Source organism: Pedococcus dokdonensis, from assembly GCF_900104525.1.
In the GTDB taxonomy this organism is placed as follows: Bacteria; Actinomycetota; Actinomycetes; order Actinomycetales; family Dermatophilaceae; genus Pedococcus; species Pedococcus dokdonensis.
In genome coordinates this window covers 1,070,492-1,090,343 of record NZ_LT629711.1, presented here as the reverse complement: position 1 = coordinate 1,090,343, position 19,852 = coordinate 1,070,492, and the positions used below count along the sequence as shown (strand labels likewise).

The window sequence follows — 19,852 nt, the reverse complement described above, 5'->3', positions numbered from 1 at the left end:
GAACACCCTGCGTGACCGCCCATGGTGCCGCACAGTCTCTTGAGCGGCCGAGCCCCCGGTCGCACCGACGAAGGACCTGCCCCCATGACCGCACGCACCTGGCGCGCCACCGTGGCACTCACCACCACCGGCGCCGTCGCGGCCACCCTGACCGTGGCGGTCAGCCTGGCCACCCCGGAAACGGCGGCCGCCGTCACCTGCAAGCCCACTCCGACGCTGCTCTCGCGCACCCCCAAGGTGCAGACGCTCGCCGGTGGTGCAACTGCTCGCATCTGGGACACCGGTCCCACGCCGAGCAACCCGCAGGCCTCGCTCCGCATCGTCGCCGTGCGGGTGCCGGCCTCGTCGGCGGCGAACCCCCGGGTGCGCGCGGCCGCCAACCTGCGCACCTCACACACCCCCTCCACGTACCTCTCGACCACCAAGTCGCCCGTGGTGATGGTGAACGGTGGTGTCTTCAACCCCACCATCGGTGCGCTGCCCGACCTGCCGCAGGTGACCGGCGGCTGGCTCCGCAAGATCCGGTCGACGCACGACCCCGCCATCGTGGTCGCCAAGGACGGACGCTCGTTCCCCGGGCGGGTGTGGATCACTGGCAGCGTCAGTGCCTCGGGCCACGGCTACAAGGCCGTCACCGGGCTCAACTGGCAGTCCCTGAGCGGCAGCGGCCTGAACCTCTACACGCCGTCATGGGGCAACGCGCGTCGTCCCTACGGCACTGTGGACGTCGTCGTGGCAGGCGGCAAGGTCGTCGCCGTCCGCACCGGCACGGCTCGCGGGCAGGCCGTGAAGTCGGGGCAGACCATCCTCACCGCGACCGGCACGGCCGGGACCTGGCTGGCCAGCCTGCGCACGGGCACAGCGATGTCGGTCAGCTACCGCGCCGCCACCGATGCCGGCTTCCCCGTCTACGAGGCGGTCGGGCGAGGCGCCCGCTTCCTCAACGCGGGCGTGAAGAACGGTGGCACCTGCGGCAGTCGTGACGAGCTGCTGCGGCCGCGCACCGCCATCGGCTGGACCAAGAGCGGCGACCTGCTCTTCGTCACCGTCTCCGGACGGGCCACCGTCGACGGTGTGCGCTACGGCGGCGCGACCATCCACCAGATGGCCGACTACATGCAGAAGCTGGGCTCGTACGACGCCACGAACCTCGACGGAGGCGGCTCCACGACGATGCTGGCCCGGACCACGACCGGCTCGGTGATCCGGATGGACCGGTCGATGTCCGAGTGGCAGCGCGCCGTGCCCAACGTCTTCTCCGCCGGCTGACGCCGCCGAGGGCCGCTCCGCCCGCAACGCAGAAGGACCCCGACACGCACGGTGTCGGGGTCCTTCTCGTTGGTGTCCGGAGGGGGACTTGAACCCCCACGCCCGATAAAGGGCACTAGCACCTCAAGCTAGCGCGTCTGCCATTCCGCCACCCGGACTGGGTGCTTCGCAGGCCCCTTGGGGAGCGCCTGCTGCGACCCGGAACGATAGCACGCAGGGCACCCCATCTCCCAAACGGCCCAGCGGGCAACGGAACCCGCCCGAGCCACCCGCGAACTGGCCCGGGCGCGGCCCACCGGACGCGCCTAGTCTGGAGGGCATGAGCGAGGCCACCGAGACCGCCAACCAGACCCCCAGCAGCCCCGTCGACGAGGTCGTGCGCCTGTGCCAGGAGCTGATCCGGATCGACAGCACGAACTACGGAGACGGCAGCGGACCGGGGGAAAAGGAGGCGGCCGACTACGTCGTGGCCCGGCTGCGCGAGGTCGGGCTCGAGCCCACCGTGGTCGAGAGCGACCCGGGCCGCACCAGCGTCGTCGTCCGGCTCGAAGGGGAGGACCGCGAGCGGCCGGCCCTGTGCATCCACGGTCACCTCGACGTCGTGCCCGCCAACGCCGACGACTGGCAGGTCGACCCGTTCTCGGCGGAGCTGAAGGACGGTTGCATCTGGGGTCGTGGCGCGGTCGACATGAAGGACATGGATGCCATGATCCTGGCCAACATCCGCGACCTGGCCCGGCGCGGGGTCAAGCCACCCCGTGACATCGTCTTCGCCTTCTTCGCGGACGAGGAGGCCGGGGGAGTCAAGGGCAGCCACTACGTCGTCGACCACCACCCCGAGCTGTTCGAGGGCGTCAGCGAAGCGGTGTCCGAGGTCGGCGGCTACAGCGTCACCGTCCCGACCAGTGCCGGCGACACCCGCGCCTACCTCGTCCAGACCGCCGAGAAGGGCATCCTCTGGCTCCGGCTCACTGCCCACGGCCGCGCCGGTCACGGGTCGGTCCCCAACCCCGAAAACGCCCTGGTCCGCCTCGCCGAGGCGATCACCCGGATCAACGAGCACAAGTGGCCGCGCGAGTACATCGCCTCGGTGCGCGAGCTCCTCGACGGTCTTTCCGGGCTGACTGGGACATCCTACTCCGACGAGGACCTCGACGAGCTGCTCGACCACCTCGGGGGAGCGCAGGGCTTCGTGCGCGGGACGTTGCAGGACACCGCGAACTTCACCATGGCTGACGCCGGCTACAAGCACAACGTCATCCCACAGAGCGCCTGCGCGTCCCTCGACTGCCGGTTCCTGCCCGGCCACGACGACGACCTCCTCGCCACGATCAAGGAACTTGCGGGGGAACACGTCACCGTCGACGTCGTGCACCGCGACATCGCGCTGGACGCGCCGTTCGAGGGGCCGCTGGTCGAGGCGATGAAGACCGCCCTGGTGGCCGAGGACCCGGGTGCAGAGGTGTTGCCCTACTGCCTGTCCGGCGGCACCGACAACAAGGCGCTCAGCACGCTCGGCATCACCGGTTACGGGTTCGCGCCACTCCAGCTGCCGGCCGACCTCGACTTCGCACCGATGTTCCACGGCATCGACGAGCGGGTGCCGCTGGCGGCGCTGGAGTTCGGGACGCGCGTCCTCCAGCGGTTCATCGCCACCTGCTGACGGGTATGCCGGGGCGCCGGCCACGCGGCATACCCCAGCGTGCCTGGGTGAGGACTCTCAGAGGGGACGCGGGGCGCGGATGATCTTGCGCCGCAACCAGGTCCGCTGCTGGCCGCCGAGGTAGATGCGGGTGCGGTGCAGCTCCCAGTGGCCGTACTCGGCATGCTCGGTCAACGCTCGTCGGATGTCGGAGCGGGAATCGGCGCGCGTGAAGCTGACGACGCGGTACTCGTACTCAACCATCGAGCGCCATTTTGCCCCAAGACCCGCTACCGTCGGCACATGACCGCAGACCCGCGTGGCGCGCTGGCCAACCTCATGACCGCGTTCGAGCGGCACCTCGAGGCATCGGCCTCGAAGCGGGGCGAGGAAGACCCCACCGTCATCGCGGCCTATGACGACCTCGCGGACGCGTTCGCCGAGTACGACGACTCGCTGCTGCAGGCCTACGGGGAGATGACCCCCCTCGACATCTACGACGGCGACGAGGACGACGACGAAGATGACGACGACGAGGACGATGACGACGGCGAGCTCGACGACCACGGTGACGAGGACGGCGACGGCAGCGTCTACTCGGGTCTCGACGACGCCGACTACGAGGACGACGACGACGAGTCCTGACGCCGCTGCCTCAGCGCCGCCGGTGCACTGACCTCAGGCCGAGACCTCGTCGAGGGCGGCCACCAGCTCTTCGGGCAGCTCGAGGGACTCGCTGGCCAACGAGGTGCGCAGCTGGGCCGTGGTCCTGGCCCCCACCACCGGGCTGACCACACCGGGACGGTCACGCACCCACGCCAGGGCGACCTCGGTGAGGCTGACGTCCAGTCCCTTGGCGGCGATGGCGAGCGCCTCGACGATGCCGGTGCTCCGGTCGTCGAGGTAGCGCGCGGTGAACCGCGGGAAGTCCCGGGAAGCCGCCCGTGAGTCCGCGGGGATCCCGTTGCGGTACTTGCCGGTCAGGACACCGCGCCCGAGCGGCGACCACGGCAGCAGCCCGAAGCCGAGCGCCTGCGCAGCCGCCAGCAGGTCGGGCTCGGCGGAGCGGTTGGTCAAGGAGTACTCGACCTCGTTGGCCACCAACGGGACCCGCGCCTGCTCGAGCAGCGACATGGCGCGAGCCACCTGCCAGCCGCTGAAGTTCGAGACGCCCACGTAGCGCGCCCGGCCGGTGTTGACCGCCCACTCCAGCGCCGACAGCGTCTCGGTCAGCGGGGCCTCGTCCGACCAGGTGTGGACCAGCCACAGGTCGACGTGGTCGGTGCCGAGCCGCTCCAGCGAGGTGTCGAGCTGGCTGAGCAGGCTGTGCCGAGAGGTGTCGACGACGCGGTGCCCCGAGCGTCGTGAGATCCCCGACTTCGTGCAGATCACGAGGTCGTCGCGGGCGACGTCGTCGTCGATCAGGCGACCGATGATCTCCTCCGAGAGGCCGTCGGAGTAGCCGTGCGCGGTGTCGACGAGGTCGCCGCCCGCGTCGAGGAAGGTCCGCAGCTGCTCGCGGGCACCCTCCTCGTCGGTCGTGCGGCCCCAGGTCATCGTCCCGAGGGCCAGGCGGGACACCGAGAGCCCCGAGCTCCCCATTCGTCGCTGGCGCATGGTTCCGTACCGTAGTCGGCCCACGACGGCATACGGCGGCGCACCCGCCGCTAACCTCGCTCCCATGGAACTCGGAGTGAACCTCGGCTACTTCGGCATGGGCGTGGACCAGGACAACGTCGCGGTCGCGCAGGAGGCCGACCGCCTCGGGTACGCGGTGGCGTGGGCTGCGGAGGCCTACGGCTCGGACGTCCCCACCGTGCTGTCGTGGATCGGCGCGCTGACCGAGCGGATCGACCTGGGCGCCGCGGTCATGCAGATCCCCGCCCGGACGCCGGCGATGACCGCGATGACCGCGGCGACGCTCGACACGCTCTCGAAGGGCCGCTTCCGGCTGGGGCTGGGCGTCAGCGGTCCACAGGTCAGTGAGGGTTGGCACGGCGTCCCCTTCGCGGCGCCCCTCGGCCGCACCCGCGAGTACGTCGACATCGTGCGGATGGCGTTGCGTCGCGAGAGCGTCGCGTATGCCGGGCGGCACTTCACGCTGCCACTGCCCGATGGCGCGGGCAAGGCCCTGAAGCTCACCGTGCACCCGCCGCGCCCCGATCTGCCGATCTACCTCGCAGCCGTGGGACCGAAGAACCTGGAGCTGGCCGGCGAGGTGGCCGACGGGTGGCACGCCATCTTCTTCAGCCCGGAGCACTCCGGTGACCTGGTGCAGTCCGTCGTGGCAGGTCGTCGTCGCGCTGGCAAGGGCACCGAGGACGACCCGCTGGCCGGCTTCGACCTCGCCCCGTCGGTGCCGGTCGTCATCGGCGACGACGTGCAGGCCGCGGCCGACGCGATCCGTCCCTACGCCGCCCTCTACATCGGCGGGATGGGGTCGCGCGAGCAGAACTTCTACAACCAGCTGGCCGTGCGGATGGGCTTCGAGGAGGCCGCCGCAGAGGTGCAGGACCTCTTCCTGGCCAAGCGGCACCGCGACGCCGCGGCGGCCGTGCCGTTCGAGTTCATCGACGCCACGACCCTGATCGGACCACGGGACCGGATCCGCGACCGGATGGCGAGGTACGCCGAGGTGGGCACGGGCACCCTGTCGATCGCGCCGTTCGCCGGCGGTCTGGACGATCGGCTGCAGGTCGTGCGCACTATGGCCGAGCTGATGGGGGAGACTGGCCTCTGACGTCGGCGCCGCACCGCTCGCGACACTCCCCGTCTCCTAGCCTGAAAGCAGACCGTTGACCCTGAGCTATCTCGACGCCCTGATCCTCGGCATCGTGGAGGGGTTGACCGAGTTCCTCCCGGTCTCCTCCACCGGCCACCTGACCATCACCGAGAAGCTGCTCGGACTCCAGGTCAACGCTCCCGGTGTGACGGCCTACACGGCAGTCATCCAGCTCGGCGCGATCGTCGCCACCCTGCTCTACTTCCGCAAGGACATCGTCCGGCTGCTCGGCGCCTGGTTCTCCGGCCTGACCGACGCCCGGGCGAGGAGCCACCACGACTACCAGCTCGCCTGGGCCGTCATCGTCGGCTCGATCCCGGTCGGGATCGTCGGCTTCGCCGCCAAGGACCTGATCAGCGGCAGCCTGCGGAGCCTGTGGGTGGTCGCCGCCGCCCTCATCGCGTGGAGCGCCGTGATGTGGCTGGCGGAGAGCCGGCACGCGGCGCTCACGACGAAGGGGGAGGAGCGCGGCGAAGGCCAGGTCACCCTCACCGACGGCATCATCATCGGCCTGGTGCAGTGCGCCTCGCTCGTGCCCGGTGTCTCCCGCTCAGGCGCCACCATCTCGGCCGGCCTGTTCCGTGGCCTCGACCGGCTGACCGCCACCCGGCTCTCGTTCTTCATGGCCATCCCCGCCCTCACCGCGGCCGGCATCTTCGAGATGCTGAGCGAGGCCGACCACCTCAAGCTGCTCGGCGTCGGACCGATCATCGTCGGCGTCGTCGTGTCGTTCCTGGTCGCCTACGCCTCGATCGCCTGGCTGCTGAAGTTCGTGAGCAGCAACAAGATCACCGCGTTCGTCTGGTACCGCGTCGCCCTCGGGCTGGTGCTGCTCGTGGTCCTCGGCGCAGGCTGGATGACCGCCACCTGACCTACAGCCAGCCGGACTTCCGGAACGCGCGGTAGAGACCGAGGCAGGCGAACGCCATCACGCCGACGACGATGAAGTACCCGTAGTGCCACCGCAGCTCCGGCATGTTGTCGAAGTTCATGCCGTAGATGCCGGCGATCATCGTGGGCACGGCGGCGATGGCGACCCACGCGGAGATCTTGCGCATGTCGCCGTTCTGCTGCACCGAGATCTGTGCGAGGTGGGCGTTCAGGATGTCGGTCAGCAGCCGGTCGTACGACTCCACGTGGTCGATGACGGCGAGCAGGTGGTCGGCCACGTCGCGGAAGAGCAGCCGGACCTCCTTCTGCGGCAGGGGTGAACGCGAGCCGTCGTGCAGCATCCGGAGCGGCGCGGCCAGCGGCACGGCCGCCCGCCGGAACTCCAGGACCTCGCGCTTCAGCCGGTAGATGGTCGACGAGCTGGCCTGCTCGGAGCCGGCGAAGACCGCCTCCTCGATCTCCTCGAGGTCCTTCTGCAGCTCGGCATCGATGCTGACGTAGTTGTCGATGATGCTGTCCATGACTGCGTGCACGACCGCGATCTCGCCGTGCCGCAGGGTCTCGGCCTTCGACTCGAGGTTCTGCCGCACGCCCGCGAGCGGGTTCGCCTCGCCGCGGCGAACCGTGACGACGAAGCGGTCACCGACGAAGAGCATCACCTCGCCGGTCTCGATGTCGGAGGTCTCCTCGATGTACTTCAACGTCTTCATCACGACGAAGATGGTGTTGTCGTAGAGCTCGACCTTCGGTCGCTGGTTGCCCTTCACGGCGTCCTCGACGGCGAGCGGGTGCAGCTTGAGCTCGTCGTTGACGAGATCGAACTCGGAGTCGGTGGGGTTCTTCAGCCCGATCCAGAGGAAGGCGTGCGGGTCGTCGCCGCCGCGCAGCTCCTCAAGGGCTTCGCTCAGGTCGCCGCAGGGGAGCCGCTGGCCCTGGCGGTAGATGGCCTGGTCCACGATCACGGGGCCTACTCCACCACGTCGGCGGCCGTACTGCGAGTGCCTCGCCGTAGGGCGCGCCGGGGGCTCTGGTGAAGCGCCGCTCCACGACGATCCAGGACACCGCGCCGGCCACCAGCGCGAAGACGATCGAGAGCGGCAGGAGGAGCACGAGGGGTGCGCCGGCTGCGTGCAGCACGTGGCCGATGGGCCACCCGTAGAGGTAGGTCCCGTAGGAGACGTCGTGCGTCGTGAACCACCGGCAGGGGAGCAGCGCCGCGGACCCGAGGATGGCGTAGGCGAGCGGCACGGCCGCGAGGACCGGGTGTCCGAGTGCGGCCACGGCACCGACGGCAAGGGCGGCGACGACCGTGGCACGCGAGGCCACCATTCGGTCTTCGAGCGTCCCGACGATCCACCCGGCGGAGAAGAGGGCGATGAACCAGGTCGCGGTCCGCGTCGAGCCGCCGGTCGTGACAACGGTGGTCGCGGTGACCACGTAGAGGGCGACGGCAACGGTGGTGCGGTGCCGGCGGACGGCGTCCATGGTCAACAGCGCCCCGGCCAGGGCGTAGCAGGTCAGCTCGAAGGCCAGCGTCCAGAGCGACGGGTTGACCATGATGAGGTCGACCACCGGACTGTCCACCGATGGGCCGATGCTCGGCTGCACCATCCAGGTCGTCGCGTTGCGGGTGAGGTAGCCGAGGGCAGCCAGTGGGCTGAAGTGGGCTCTGGTCAGGTGTGCGGCGAGCGGTGTGGCCACGAACGCCGTGACGGCGCAGCACACCCAGAAGGCCGGGTAGATGCGCCGGCCCCTGCGCACGAGGAAGGTCAGGAGGTCGGTGCGCAGCCTGGCCCGGGGGATGAGGTAGCCGGAGATGGTGAAGAACCCGACGACCCCCCAGGACCCGAGCTCGAGACCGGCATACCTCGGCCCCGGGCTGCCGGTGCCGAGCAGCCACGAGTGCGACACGATCACCAGCACGGCGAACGCCACTCGCAGCACGTTCAGCGCGTTGCCCCGGCCGCCCAATGCGGTCGCCAGGCGCACGCCCGAGCCCGCGCCGGTGCCTGCGGCGGCTGCCGCGACCCCCACCTTCTCCACGATCCCTTGCCCCCTGTGACATCGCGGCCCCCGGAGAGAAGCCGCCCCCACACGCGGACGAAGCGTTGCCCCCGGCTCGCCGCGCGTGCGCCGAGACAACCACGCCCGTTGCGTCGGGGTCGGGGCAATTGGCGAAGATCGTCCGTTCTGCCGATGGCGCCCCCGTCCCCCGGACCGAATCGGTCGTCAGGTGCGGCCGCACCGCGCCGTAGAGTGCGCAGGTGCCCACAGTCCTGTTGGTCCGTCACGGCCACTCCAGCGCCAACGGTGACGGTGTCCTCGCCGGCCGGATGCCCGGCATCCACCTGACCGAGCGGGGGCGGGAGCAGGCCGCACGACTCGCCGAGCGGTTCCGCGAGCTGCCCGTCGCCAGGGTGGTGAGCAGCCCGCTCGAGCGGTGCCTCGAGACGGCCGCACCACTGGCAGCCGCCGTCGGGCTCGAGGTCACGGTCGACGACGAGCTGCAGGAGTGCGCGTATGGCGCGTGGACCGGTCGGGCGCTGAAGGACCTGGCTGGCGAGGACCTGTGGCGGACCGTCCAGGACGACCCCGAGACCGCGCGATTTCCCGACCACGAGCGGTATGCCGCCGAGAGCCTGCGTGAGATGAGTGACCGGGTGGTGGCCGCCGTCCGGCGCCACGACGAGGAGGTGTCGGCCGCCGCGGGCGACTCGGCGGTGTGGGTCGCCGTCACGCACGGTGACCTGCTGAAGGCGACCCTGGCTGACGCCACGGGCTCCGGCCTCGCGAAGTTCCAGCGCTTCACGGCCGACCCTGCTTCGGTGTCCGTGGTGCGCTACGGCAGCCGGCACACCTTCCTGCTCGCGGCCAACGACACGGCACCCGAGCTCGCGCGGTTCCAGCCGCCACCGCAGGCACCGGCCTCGGGCGACGCAGCCGTCGGTGGAGGAGCCGGTTAGAGTTTTGCCATGGGGCTCGTCGAGTTTGATCCACCGGACCGGTTCGTCGCCGGCACCGTCGGTCCGCCGGGACAGCGGACCTTCTTCCTGCAGGCCAGCGAGGGACGTCGCCTCACGAGTGTCTCGCTGGAGAAGCAGCAGGTCTCGGTGCTCGCCGACCGGATCAACGACCTCCTCGACAGCTACGCCGGCGGGGAGGGCGGCGATCACGCCGCCGCCGAGGTGGTCGACAACGCGCCGCTCGACACCCCCATCGAGGACGACTTCCGCGTCTCCACGCTGAGCCTGGCCTGGGACGAGGGACGACAGGTCGTCGTCATCGAGGCGCTCGACCGTGACCCCGAGGATCCCGAGGCCAGCGTGGATCCCGAGGTCCTCTCCCAGGAGCCGCGCCAGATCCGCGTCGTGCTCTCGCCGTCGCGGGCTCGCGCCTTCGCACGACGGGCCCAGTCCGTCGTCTCCGCCGGTCGACCGCCCTGCCCGTTCTGCGGTGGGCCGCTCGAGCCCGAGGGGCACATCTGCCCCCGCGCGAACGGGTACAAGCGCTGACCCGGTCGGCAGGCGGCCCGTCGGTCTCCCTCGACCTCCTGACGCGCGCAGACCTGGTCGTGCTCGGGGCACTGGCCGATGCCTCGAACCTCGCCCTGCTCGTGCGCCTGGGCGACGACGAGGGGCCGCTGGCGATCTACAAGCCGATCCGCGGTGAACGCCCGCTGTGGGACTTCCCGGACGGCTCACTGGCGGCCCGCGAGGTCGCCGCACACCTGATCAGCGTCACCGGTGGGTGGGACGTCGTGCCGGAGACGGTGCTGCGCGACGGTCCGCGCGGGCCGGGCTCGGTGCAGCGCTGGGTGGGCGACCCGGAGCAGGCTCCCGAGCACGTCGTCGACCTGGTCACGCCCGACTCGGTGCCGCGGGGGTGGCTCGCGGTCCTGCGCGGTGAGGACGAGCGGGGGCGCCCGGTGGTGGTGGTCCACGAGGACAGCCCCACGGTCCGCGCCGTGGCCGCCTTCGACGCGGTCATCAACAACTCCGACCGCAAGGGCTCCCATCTCGTCCGCGAGGGCGACCGGCTGCGCGGCTTCGACCACGGCGTGAGCCTGCACGAGGACCCCAAGCTGCGCACCGTCCTCTGGGGCTTCGCGGGCCAGCCGATCGGCGAGGACGACCTCGCCAGGATCGGCCGCGTGCGCGACGCCCTCGACGACGCCGGCTCACCCCTGTGCACCACCCTGGCGGCGCTGCTGACGCCGGTCGAGGTGACCGCGCTGCAGGCCAGGTGCAGTGCGCTGCTCGACCACGCGGCATACCCGGTGCCCTCGGGTGACTGGCCGGCCATCCCGTGGCCGCCGCTCTGAGGCCCACCCGTAGGCTGCCGCTGTGATCTCCTGGCCCACCCCGTTCCTTCCCTCGGTGCCCGGCACCGGACACCCCGTCCAGGTCTTCGACTCGGCGACCGGCGCGGTCCGGGCGATCACCCCGGGACCGACGGCCCGGTTGTACGTCTGCGGCATCACCCCGTACGACGCGACGCACATGGGCCATGCGGCGACCTACGTCACCTTCGACGTGCTGGGCCGCGCCCTGCGCGATGCCGGGCACCAGGTCGACTACGTGCAGAACATCACCGACGTCGACGACCCCCTCCTCGAGCGGGCCACCCGCGACGGGGTCGACTGGGAGGACCTGGCTGCCGAGGAGATCGCCCTCTTCCGTGAGGACATGACCGCCCTGGCGGTCATCCCGCCCGACCACTACGTCGGGGTGGTCGAGAGCATCGAGCCGGTCGGGGCGGCGGTCCGGGCGCTGCTCGAGCGTGGCGCCGCCTACCCCGTCGACACCCCCGAGTCCGACGGTGACGACCTCTACCTCGACATCTCCTCGGACGAAGGCTTCGGCGCCGTCTCGAACTGGAGCCGAGAGCAGATGATGGCCGTCTTCGCCGACCGCGGTGGCGACCCCGACCGGGCCGGCAAACGCGACCAGCTCGATCCGCTGCTCTGGCGCGCCGCCCGTGACGGTGAGCCGTCGTGGTCGGTCGACGGCCTCCCGCAGGGCCGTCCTGGCTGGCACATCGAGTGCACCGCGATCGCGCTCGACCACCTCGGCATGTCCTTCGACGTGCAGGGGGGCGGCACCGACCTCGTCTTTCCGCACCACGAGATGAGCGCCACCCAGGCTGTCGTGCTCACCGAGCAGCGACCGTTCGCCCGCACCTACGCCCACCAGGCGATGGTGGGCCTGGACGGCGAGAAGATGAGCAAGTCGAAGGGCAACCTCGTCCTCGTCTCGAAGCTGCGGGCCGACGGCACCGACCCCATGGCGATCCGGTTGGCCCTGCTCGACCAGCACTACCGCACCGAGTGGTCGTGGACCGACGAGGTGCTCGAGCGAGCCCAGACCCGCCTCGACACCTGGCGGGCCGCCCTGAGCGTCAACACCGCCCCCGACAGCGAAGACACCGTCGAGGCCATCCGCGCCGCCGTGGCGAACGACCTCGACACCCCGAGAGCCCTCGCCGCCGTCGACACCTGGGCAAAAGAGACCCTCCAGCGCGGCGGAGACAACATCACCTCAGCCGGTGTCCTCGCGCGGGCCCTCGACGCCATCCTCGGTGTCAGGGTCTAGTCAGCAGGAACAGCGCGAACCCCGTCCGGGCAGGGGTGCCGAAGGCGGCGCGCAGCGCCGTCAGACGAGCTTGCGAGAGGCGCAAGCGCCCCCTTCGGTGACCCTGACCGGACTCCCAAGGACGGTCGCGGCGACGCGGGCACGAAGGCCCTACCCCGGACCTTCCTGGCCGCGTCGGCGCAGGTAGCGCTCGAACTCGCGGGCGATGGCGTCGCCGCTGGCCTCGGGGAGGTCGGCGGTGTCCTGCGCCTCCTCGAGCGACTGGACGTACTCGGCCACCTCCTCGTCGGTGTCGGCGAGCTCGTTGATGCCGCGCTCCCAGGCCTTGGCGCCCTCGGCCAGGTCGCCGTGCGGGATGGTCGCGTCGAGCAGCTCCTCGAGCCGTGACACCAGCGCCAGGGTGGCCTTGGGCGAGGGCGAGTGGCCCGCGTAGTGGGGGACCGCCGCCCAGCACGACACCGACTGCATGCCCGACTGGGTGGCCGCGTCGGCGAGCACCCCGACGATGCCTGTCGGGCCCTCGTAGCGACTGGGTTCGAGGTCGAAGCGGTGGATCACGTCGTCGTCGTCCGAGGTCGCCGTGACCGGGATCGGGCGGGTGTGCGCCACGTCGGCCATCAGTGCGCCGAGCGTGATCACGGTGCTGGCCCCGACCTCCTGCGCGAATTCCATCAGCTCGATCGTGAAGGCCCGCCAGCGGAACGACGGCTCGATTCCCTGGATCAGCACGACGTCTCGGTCGAGGCCGGAGGAGCGGGCGACGAGCACGCGGGTGGTGCGCCAGTGGATCCGTCGCCGGCCGTCCTCGAGCACCACGCGCGGTCGGTTCACCTGGAAGTCGTAGAAGTCCTCGGGGTCGAGCGCGGCGATGGCGTCGGCGTCCCACACGTCGACCAGGTGGTCGATGACGGCGGTGGCCGCCTCGCCCGCGTCGTTCCAGCCCTCGAAGGCGGCGATCACGACGGGGTTGTTCAGCTCTGGGACGTCCTCGAGCTCGATCACGCAGGACTCCTCGCTGGTCGGGTGGGTGACATCGAGTCCTAGCCTACGCAGCCGATGCGGGCGACCGTCGGAGGCTGCGTAGGCTTGGCCCGTGACTGCCGCACCTGACCTGCCGGCCGCGGTCTTCTGGGACATGGACGGCACCCTCGTCGACACCGAGCCCTACTGGATCAACGCCGAGCACGCGATCGTCGAGGAGGCCGGCGGGGTCTGGAACGACGAGTACGCGCACCAGCTGGTCGGCAACGACCTGATGGTCTCGGCGGAGTTCATCCGGGACAACAGCCCCATCACGCTCGAGCCGGTCGAGATCGTCGAGGCCCTCCTGGAGCGGGTCGTGGCCCAGGTGCGCGAGCACGTCCCCTGGCGACCCGGAGCCATCGAGCTGCTGACGGCTCTGGGCGACGCGGGGGTGCCCAGCGCCCTCGTCACCATGTCGTGGCGGTCCCTGGCGGACAGCGTGGTCGGCGCGCTGCCCGAGGGCACCTTCGCGGCGGTGATCACCGGCGACGAGGTGGAGCACGGCAAACCCCACCCCGAGCCCTACCTGGCTGCCGCGACGGCGCTCGGGGTCGAGGTGGGGGACTGCGTGGCGATCGAGGACTCACCCACCGGGGTGCGCTCGGCGGTCGCGGCCGGTGTCCCCACGGTTGCGGTGCCCCACGTCGTGCCGGTGCCGATCATCGCGGGCGCGGTGCAGGCGCCCAGCCTACGAGGACTCACACCGCAGGACCTGTGGTCGATCGCCGCCGCCGTGCGGGTCGACCCGCTCACTCCTCGGTCGGGGTGACCTGGCCGGAGACGGCGGGGTTGAGCGCGATCAGGGCTGCGTCCTCCGGCAGCGGCGGGGGAGTGCCACCCCAGGCCGGGCAGAACTCGCGGTAGTCGCACCAGTCGCACAGCCGTGACGTCTTGGGGCGCCAGTCGCCGGTCGTCGCAGCGCGCTCGATCGCGGTCCACACCGCCTTGAGGTTGCGCTCGAGGCTGAGCAGGTCGTGCTCGTCGGGGGCGTAGCGCACCACCTCGCCGTTGCCGAGGTAGACCAGCTGGAGCAGCGTGGGGATCTCGCCGCGCAGGCGCCACAGGACCAGCGCGTAGAACTTCATCTGGAACAGCGCCTTGCCCTCGAAGAGCTCGCTCGGCGACCGCCCGGTCTTGTAGTCGACCACCCGCATCGCCCCGTCGGCAGCCACGTCGAGCCGGTCGACGTAGCCCCGCAGCACCAGCCCGTCGACGTCGGTCTCGACGTAGAGCTCGCGCTCGGCCGGCTCCAGCCGGGTGGGGTCCTCGAGGGTGAACCAGGTCTCGATGAGGGCCTGCGCATCACCGAACCAGCCCGCCTCGGTGAGCCGGTCGTCGTCGGCGATCATCGCGGCGAGCTCGGGCTCCTGCTCGACGAGGGCCTCCCACTGCGGACCGAGCAACGCTTGGGCGGCCGCCGGGGTGCGCTCGGCGGCGGGCAGGTCGAACAGCCGTTCCAGCACGGCGTGCACCAACGTGCCCCGCGCGGCCGCCGGGCTCGGCGGTGCGGGGAGCTTGTCGATGGTGCGGAACCGGTAGAGCAACGGACACTGCTTGAAGTCCGATGCCCGGCTCGGTGAGAGGGCGGGAACCATGCCCCACACGGTATGCCGCGGGGCCGACAACGGTGCCGTGGCGCACCGGCGGCGCGCCACGGCATACCGGAGTCGTGCGGTCGGTCAGTCCTCGGGGAGGTAACCCAGGTTGGGGGAGAGCCAGCGCTCCGCCTCGGCCACCGTCCAGCCCTTGCGCTGCGCGTAGTCCTCGATCTGGTCGCGCCCCAGGCGTCCCACGACGAAGTACTGGGACTGCGGGTGCGAGAAGTACCAGCCGGAGACCGAGGCGCCCGGCCACATGGCCATCGACTCGGTGAGCTCCATCCCGGTGTGCTCCTCGACGTCGAGCAGCTCCCAGAGCAAAGCCTTCTCGGTGTGGTCGGGGCAGGCGGGGTAGCCCGGTGCGGGCCGGATGCCCGTGTACTTCTCGGCGATCAGGTCGGCGTTCTTCAGGTGCTCGTCGGGCGCGTACCCCCAGAAGTCGTGCCGCACGCGCTCGTGCATCCGCTCAGCGAACGCCTCGGCGAGCCGGTCGGCCAGCGACTCCAGCAGGATGGCGTTGTAGTCGTCCATGGCGGCCTTGAACTCGTTGACCTTGTCGTGCGAGCCGAGCCCGGCGGTCACGGCGAAGGCACCGACGTGGTCGGACCGTCCGGACTCCTTGGGAGCCACGAAGTCCGACATGGCGCGGTTGGGGATGCCCTCGCGGTGCTGCCCCTGCTGGCGCAGCGTGTGCAGCGTCGTGGCCACGGTCTCGCGGGACTCGTCCGTGTAGACCTCGATGTCGTCACCGACCGAGTTCGCCGGGAACAGGCCGATCACCCCGTTGGCGCGCAACCACTTCTCATCGACGATCCGGTCGAGCATCTTCTGCGCGTCCTGGTAGAGCTTGGTCGCCGCCTCGCCCGTCGCGGGGTTGTTGAGGATGTCGGGGAAGCGTCCCTTCATCTCCCAGGCCAGGAAGAACGGGCCCCAGTCGATGTAGTCGCGCAGCTCGGCGATCGGGTAGTCCTTGAAGGTGCGCACGAACTGGGTCACGGTGCGACGGCCGCTGCCCGACTGACGACGGAGCAGCTCCTTCTCCTGCGCGGCGACGAGGTGCGGCACCGGTGGGCGGTAGCCGCTCCAGTCGATCGGCGTGGCGTTCTCGCGGGCCTTCTCGATGGAGACCAGAGGTCGCTCCGTCGACTTGGCCGCGTGCCGGGCCCGCAGCGAGTCGAAGTCGGCCTTCACGTCTGCCATCAGCTTGGGCCGCAGCTCGTCGGAGAGCAGCTGGGCCACCACCGGCACCGAGCGGGAGGCGTCCTTCACCCACACGACGGGGCCGTGGTACTGCTGGTCGACCTTGACGGCGGTGTGTGCCCGCGACGTCGTGGCGCCACCGATCAGCAACGGCAGGTCGAAGCCCTGGCGCTCCATCTCGGCGGCGAAGTTGACCATCTCGTCGAGGCTCGGCGTGATCAGGCCGGACAGGCCGATGACGTCGGCCTTCTCGGCCTTCGCGGCGTCGAGGATCTTCTGGGCGGGCACCATGACACCGAGGTCGACCACGTCGTAGTTGTTGCACTGCAGCACGACGCCCACGATGTTCTTGCCGATGTCGTGGACGTCGCCCTTGACGGTGGCCATGACGACCTTGCCCTTGGCCTTGTTCGCGGCGACCTCGGCCTCGGTCTTCTCGGCCTCGATGAACGGGATGAGGTAGGCGACGGCCTTCTTCATGACCCGCGCCGACTTCACCACCTGCGGCAGGAACATCTTCCCCGCGCCGAACAGGTCACCGACGACGTTCATGCCGTCCATCAGCGGGCCCTCGATGACCTCGATCGGCCGGCCCCCGCGCGCCGCGATCTCCTGGCGCAGCTCCTCGGTGTCGGTCTCGGCGTGCTCGTCGAGCCCCTTCACCAGCGCGTAGGTGATCCGCTCACCGAGCGGCAGCGAACGCCACTCCTCGGCGACCGCCTCCTGCTTGGTGTCGCCGGTGTTGAACCGGTCGGCGATCTCGAGCAGCCGCTCGGTCGAGTCCGGGCGCCGGTTGAGGACGACGTCCTCGATCCGCTCGCGCAGCTCGGGGTCGACCTGGTCGTAGACGACGAGGGCGCCGGCGTTGACGATTCCCATGTCCATCCCCGCCTTGATGGCGTGGTAGAGGAACACGGCGTGGATCGCCTCGCGCACCGCGTTGTTGCCGCGGAACGAGAACGACACGTTGGAGACACCACCGGACACCAGGGCGCCGGGGAGGTTCTCCTTGATCCAACGGGTCGCCTCGATGAAGTCGGTGCCGTAGGCGGCGTGCTCCTCGATGCCGGTCGCCACCGCGAAGATGTTGGGGTCGAAGATGATGTCCTCGGCCGGGAAGCCGACCTCCTTGGTGAGGATGTCGTAGGCCCGCTGGCAGATCTCCTTGCGACGCTGCAGCGAGTCGGCCTGGCCGTCCTCGTCGAAGGCCATCACGACGATCGCAGCGCCGTACTTGCGGCACAGCCGCGCGTGCTCGACGAACGGCTCGACGCCCTCCTTCATCGAGATGGAGTTGACGATCGGCTTGCCCTGCACGCACTTCAGGCCCGCCTCGATGACCTCCCACTTGGAGGAGTCGACCATCAGCGGCACCCGGGAGATGTCGGGCTCCGTCGCGACCAGCTTGACGAAGCGGTCCATCGCCGCGACGCCGTCGATCATGCCCTCGTCCATGTTGATGTCGATGACCTGCGCCCCCGACTCGACCTGCTGGCGGGCGACGTTGAGCGCCGTGCCGTAGTCCTCGGCCTGGATCAGCTTGCGGAACCGGGCCGACCCCGTGATGTTGGTGCGCTCACCGACGTTGACGAAGAGGGACTCCTCGGTGACGGTGAGGGGCTCGAGCCCGGACAGCCGCAGGGCGGGCGCGACCTCCACAGGCACCCGGGGCTTCTGGTCGGCGGCGGCCTTGGCGATGGCGGCGATGTGGTCGGGCGTGGTGCCACAGCACCCGCCGAGCAGGTTGACCAGCCCGGCCTCGGCGAACTCGCCGACCACCGCCGCCATCGCGTCGGGGGTCTCGTCGTACTCGCCGAAGGCGTTGGGCAGCCCGGCGTTGGGGTAGCAGGAGACGAAGGTGTCGGCCACGCGAGCCAGCTCCGCGGCATACGGACGCATCTCGGCAGCGCCGAGCGCGCAGTTGAGCCCCACCGCCAGCGGTCGCGCGTGGCGCACCGAGTTCCAGAACGCCTCGGTGACCTGCCCCGACAGGGTGCGTCCCGACGCGTCGGTGATGGTGCCGGAGATGATCACCGGCCAGCGCCGGTCGTGCTCCTCGAACAGCGTCTCGAGCGCGAAGATGGCGGCCTTGGCGTTGAGGGTGTCGAAGATGGTCTCGACGATGAGCAGGTCGCTGCCCCCGTCGACCAGGCCCCGGGCCTGCTCGAGGTAGGCCTCGACGAGCTGGTCGAAGGTGACGTTGCGCTTGCCGGGGTCGTTGACGTCGGGCGAGATGGACGCGGTGCGGTTCGTGGGGCCTAGGGCGCCGAGCACCCACCGCGGCCGCTCGGGCGTCTTGGCGTTCGCGGCGTCGCACGCCTGCCGGGCCAGCCGTGCCGACTCGAGGTTGAGCTCGTAGGCGAGGTCCTCCATGCCGTAGTCGGCGAGGGAGATCCGCTGGGCGTTGAAGGTGTTGGTCTCGATCAGGTCGGCACCCGCATCGAGGTATGCCGTGTGGATGGCTCGGATGATGTCCGGCTGGGTGATGCTCAGCAGGTCGTTGTTGCCCTTGAGGTCGCTCTCCCAGTCGGCGAACCGCTCGCCGCGGTAGTCGGCCTCGCCCAGCCCCTCGCGCTGGATCATGGTGCCCATGGCGCCGTCCATCACGAGGATCCGCTCGGTGAGGGCGGACCTCAGCTCGTCGGTCGCGTCGGGCTGGAGGGCGGGAGTGTCAGGCACTGGACAAGTATGGACCAGGGGCCCGCGGCGCACCGGCTGTGGTCACGTAGGGTCGTCGGCATGTCGACCCGGGCTCCCGAGCAGGATCCGGCCGAGTCCGGCCACGGGGTCCGGATCGCCCGGATCGCCGGGGTCCCCGTCTACCTCGCGCCCAGCTGGTTCCTGATCGCCGGCGTCATCATCGCGATCGTGGCGACCCCCTACTTCCCGGACCGGGTCGGCACCGGTATCGCGATCGGTGCCATCCAGGCGCTGCTGCTGCTCTTCAGCGTCCTGGTGCACGAGGCGGCCCACGCGATGACCGCCCTGCTCTTCCACATGCCGGTGATCCGGATCGTCGCGAACCTGTGGGGTGGCCACACCTCCTTCGAGGCGGTCCGCAGCACCCCGGGTCGCATCGCCGCGATCTCGGCGGCCGGCCCGGCGGCCAACGCGTTGCTCGCAGTCGTCGCCTGGCTGCTGCTCCTGGGTGCCAGCGGCGACCGCACCAGCGCGGTGCTGACGGGTCTGGTGATCATCAACGGCTCGCTCGCCGTGCTGAACGTCCTGCCGGGCATGCCGCTGGACGGAGGGCAGATCGTCGAGAGCCTGGTCTGGAAGGCGACCGGCGACCGCAACAAGGGATCGATCGTCGCGGGCTGGGCCGGCCGCGTCCTGACCGTGCTCCTGGTGGTCTGGTTCTTCGTGCGCCCACTCGCGCAGGGTGAGCGCATCGGGTTCGGCTCGATCTGGGTCCTGGTCATCGGCTCCGTCCTGTGGAGCGGGGCGACGGCTTCCATCCGACGAGGTCGGGCGCTCTCCTCCGTGGGCCGCCTGCGCATCGCCGACGTGGCCGAGCCGGTGGTGGTCCTCCCACCGCAGACGTCACTGGGAGAGGCGGCGGCCCACCCCGACCTCGTCCTGACCACCGACGAACGGGGACAGCCGGTGCTGCTCCTGCTCGAGGGCGCAGCCCACAGCGGACTCGACCCGGCCACACCGCTCATCTCGGTCGTGACCCGCCTGCCCGACGAGTGCCTGGTGCCGGCCGAGCCGGACGACTCCCTCGAGCGGGTCCTGGCCACGATGGGCTCGCTGGGCACTGGGCTGGTGGTGCTGACCCGGGACGGCCACCCTTGGGCGCTCACGAGCGGGGACCGCATCGAGGCGGCGTTCGGCCGCAACTAGACTCGCCGGT

The 19,852-nt window shown here is 70.5% G+C and carries 18 protein-coding genes and 1 tRNA gene; 11 read left to right on the top strand and 8 right to left on the bottom strand.

From position 1 onward, the window contains the following. The first annotated feature begins 84 nt into the window (after positions 1-84). The gene (locus BLQ34_RS05320; RefSeq protein WP_091782495.1) at positions 85-1,269 is read left to right on the top strand and encodes a phosphodiester glycosidase family protein; all 1,185 of its coding nucleotides are present in this window, start codon (positions 85-87) and stop codon (positions 1,267-1,269) included. Between the two features lie 70 nt (positions 1,270-1,339). Here BLQ34_RS05320 and BLQ34_RS05315 read toward each other — a convergent pair. After that, positions 1,340-1,427 (bottom strand) — tRNA-Leu (locus tag BLQ34_RS05315). A 161-nt stretch (positions 1,428-1,588) separates the two neighbouring features. On the opposite strand from BLQ34_RS05315, the gene BLQ34_RS05310 reads away from it, so the two are divergent. Further along, positions 1,589-2,932 carry a M20/M25/M40 family metallo-hydrolase gene (locus BLQ34_RS05310; RefSeq protein ID WP_091782492.1) on the top strand — a complete coding sequence of 448 codons (1,344 nt, stop codon included), beginning with the start codon at positions 1,589-1,591 and terminating at the stop codon, positions 2,930-2,932. Between the two features lie 57 nt (positions 2,933-2,989). On the opposite strand, the gene BLQ34_RS05305 is transcribed toward BLQ34_RS05310, so the two are convergent. Next, entirely contained in the window at positions 2,990-3,175 is a 186-nt protein-coding gene (locus BLQ34_RS05305) for a DUF5703 family protein (RefSeq protein ID WP_091782489.1), read from the bottom strand. Between the two features lie 39 nt (positions 3,176-3,214). On the opposite strand from BLQ34_RS05305, the gene BLQ34_RS18700 reads away from it, so the two are divergent. After that, positions 3,215-3,556, top strand: a complete 342-nt coding sequence (locus BLQ34_RS18700; protein ID WP_157692906.1) for a hypothetical protein — start codon at positions 3,215-3,217, stop codon at positions 3,554-3,556. Between the two features lie 33 nt (positions 3,557-3,589). Here BLQ34_RS18700 and BLQ34_RS05295 read toward each other — a convergent pair whose 3' ends face one another. After that, positions 3,590-4,528: an aldo/keto reductase gene (locus BLQ34_RS05295; protein ID WP_091782487.1), complete on the bottom strand. Its 939-nt coding sequence runs from the start codon at positions 4,526-4,528 to the stop codon at positions 3,590-3,592. A 64-nt stretch (positions 4,529-4,592) separates the two neighbouring features. Here BLQ34_RS05295 and BLQ34_RS05290 point away from each other — a divergent pair, with 64 nt between their 5' ends. Together BLQ34_RS05290 and BLQ34_RS05285 are read left to right on the top strand one after the other, a co-directional pair. Further along, complete coding sequence (locus BLQ34_RS05290) at positions 4,593-5,651, top strand: LLM class F420-dependent oxidoreductase (protein WP_091782485.1); 1,059 nt, start codon at positions 4,593-4,595, stop codon at positions 5,649-5,651. A 55-nt stretch (positions 5,652-5,706) separates the two neighbouring features. Then, positions 5,707-6,564 (top strand): undecaprenyl-diphosphate phosphatase, encoded by an 858-nt coding sequence (locus tag BLQ34_RS05285; protein ID WP_091782483.1) that lies wholly within the window; start codon positions 5,707-5,709, stop codon positions 6,562-6,564. 1 nt (position 6,565) lies between these two features. Here the strand turns inward: BLQ34_RS05285 and corA are convergent, their stop codons facing one another. Then, positions 6,566-7,546 (bottom strand): magnesium/cobalt transporter CorA, encoded by a 981-nt coding sequence (corA, locus tag BLQ34_RS05280; RefSeq protein ID WP_091782480.1) that lies wholly within the window; start codon positions 7,544-7,546, stop codon positions 6,566-6,568. Next, positions 7,476-8,627 carry an acyltransferase family protein gene (locus BLQ34_RS05275; protein WP_091782479.1) on the bottom strand — a complete coding sequence of 384 codons (1,152 nt, stop codon included), beginning with the start codon at positions 8,625-8,627 and terminating at the stop codon, positions 7,476-7,478. Before BLQ34_RS05275 ends, corA begins: the two co-directional genes overlap by 71 nt. Positions 8,628-8,848: 221 nt before the next feature. Here BLQ34_RS05275 and BLQ34_RS05270 point away from each other — a divergent pair, with 221 nt between their 5' ends. From BLQ34_RS05270 to mshC, 4 genes are read left to right on the top strand one after another with little or no spacing between them, the layout of a single operon-like run. Then, positions 8,849-9,547, top strand: coding sequence for an MSMEG_4193 family putative phosphomutase (locus tag BLQ34_RS05270; RefSeq protein ID WP_091782476.1), 699 nt, complete (start codon positions 8,849-8,851; stop codon positions 9,545-9,547). A 9-nt stretch (positions 9,548-9,556) separates the two neighbouring features. Continuing rightward, on the top strand, positions 9,557-10,096 hold the full coding sequence (locus BLQ34_RS05265; protein WP_091782474.1) for a DUF3090 domain-containing protein: 540 nt from the start codon (positions 9,557-9,559) through the stop codon (positions 10,094-10,096). Then, positions 10,066-10,905, top strand: a complete 840-nt coding sequence (locus tag BLQ34_RS05260; protein WP_407946403.1) for an SCO1664 family protein — start codon at positions 10,066-10,068, stop codon at positions 10,903-10,905. Before BLQ34_RS05265 ends, BLQ34_RS05260 begins: the two co-directional genes overlap by 31 nt. A 22-nt stretch (positions 10,906-10,927) precedes the next feature. Beyond that, positions 10,928-12,175, top strand: a complete 1,248-nt coding sequence (gene mshC, locus BLQ34_RS05255; RefSeq protein WP_091782469.1) for a cysteine--1-D-myo-inosityl 2-amino-2-deoxy-alpha-D-glucopyranoside ligase — start codon at positions 10,928-10,930, stop codon at positions 12,173-12,175. A 150-nt stretch (positions 12,176-12,325) separates the two neighbouring features. On the opposite strand, the gene BLQ34_RS05250 is transcribed toward mshC, so the two are convergent. Next, the gene (locus BLQ34_RS05250; RefSeq protein ID WP_091782466.1) at positions 12,326-13,177 is read right to left on the bottom strand and encodes a PAC2 family protein; all 852 of its coding nucleotides are present in this window, start codon (positions 13,175-13,177) and stop codon (positions 12,326-12,328) included. 91 nt (positions 13,178-13,268) lie between these two features. Here BLQ34_RS05250 and BLQ34_RS05245 point away from each other — a divergent pair, with 91 nt between their 5' ends. Continuing rightward, positions 13,269-13,967 (top strand): HAD family hydrolase, encoded by a 699-nt coding sequence (locus BLQ34_RS05245; RefSeq protein WP_269457322.1) that lies wholly within the window; start codon positions 13,269-13,271, stop codon positions 13,965-13,967. Here BLQ34_RS05245 and BLQ34_RS05240 read toward each other — a convergent pair. Both BLQ34_RS05240 and metH read right to left on the bottom strand, forming a co-directional pair. After that, positions 13,948-14,793 carry a RecB family exonuclease gene (locus tag BLQ34_RS05240; RefSeq protein ID WP_091782464.1) on the bottom strand — a complete coding sequence of 282 codons (846 nt, stop codon included), beginning with the start codon at positions 14,791-14,793 and terminating at the stop codon, positions 13,948-13,950. The two genes, BLQ34_RS05245 and BLQ34_RS05240, sit on opposite strands and share 20 nt — an antisense overlap. Positions 14,794-14,877: 84 nt before the next feature. After that, complete coding sequence (gene metH / locus BLQ34_RS05235) at positions 14,878-18,600, bottom strand: methionine synthase (RefSeq protein ID WP_231961527.1); 3,723 nt, start codon at positions 18,598-18,600, stop codon at positions 14,878-14,880. A 135-nt stretch (positions 18,601-18,735) separates the two neighbouring features. Between metH and BLQ34_RS05230 the strand changes: the two genes are divergently transcribed. Then, positions 18,736-19,842, top strand: coding sequence for a site-2 protease family protein (locus BLQ34_RS05230; protein WP_091782459.1), 1,107 nt, complete (start codon positions 18,736-18,738; stop codon positions 19,840-19,842). Positions 19,843-19,852: the final 10 nt, after the last annotated feature.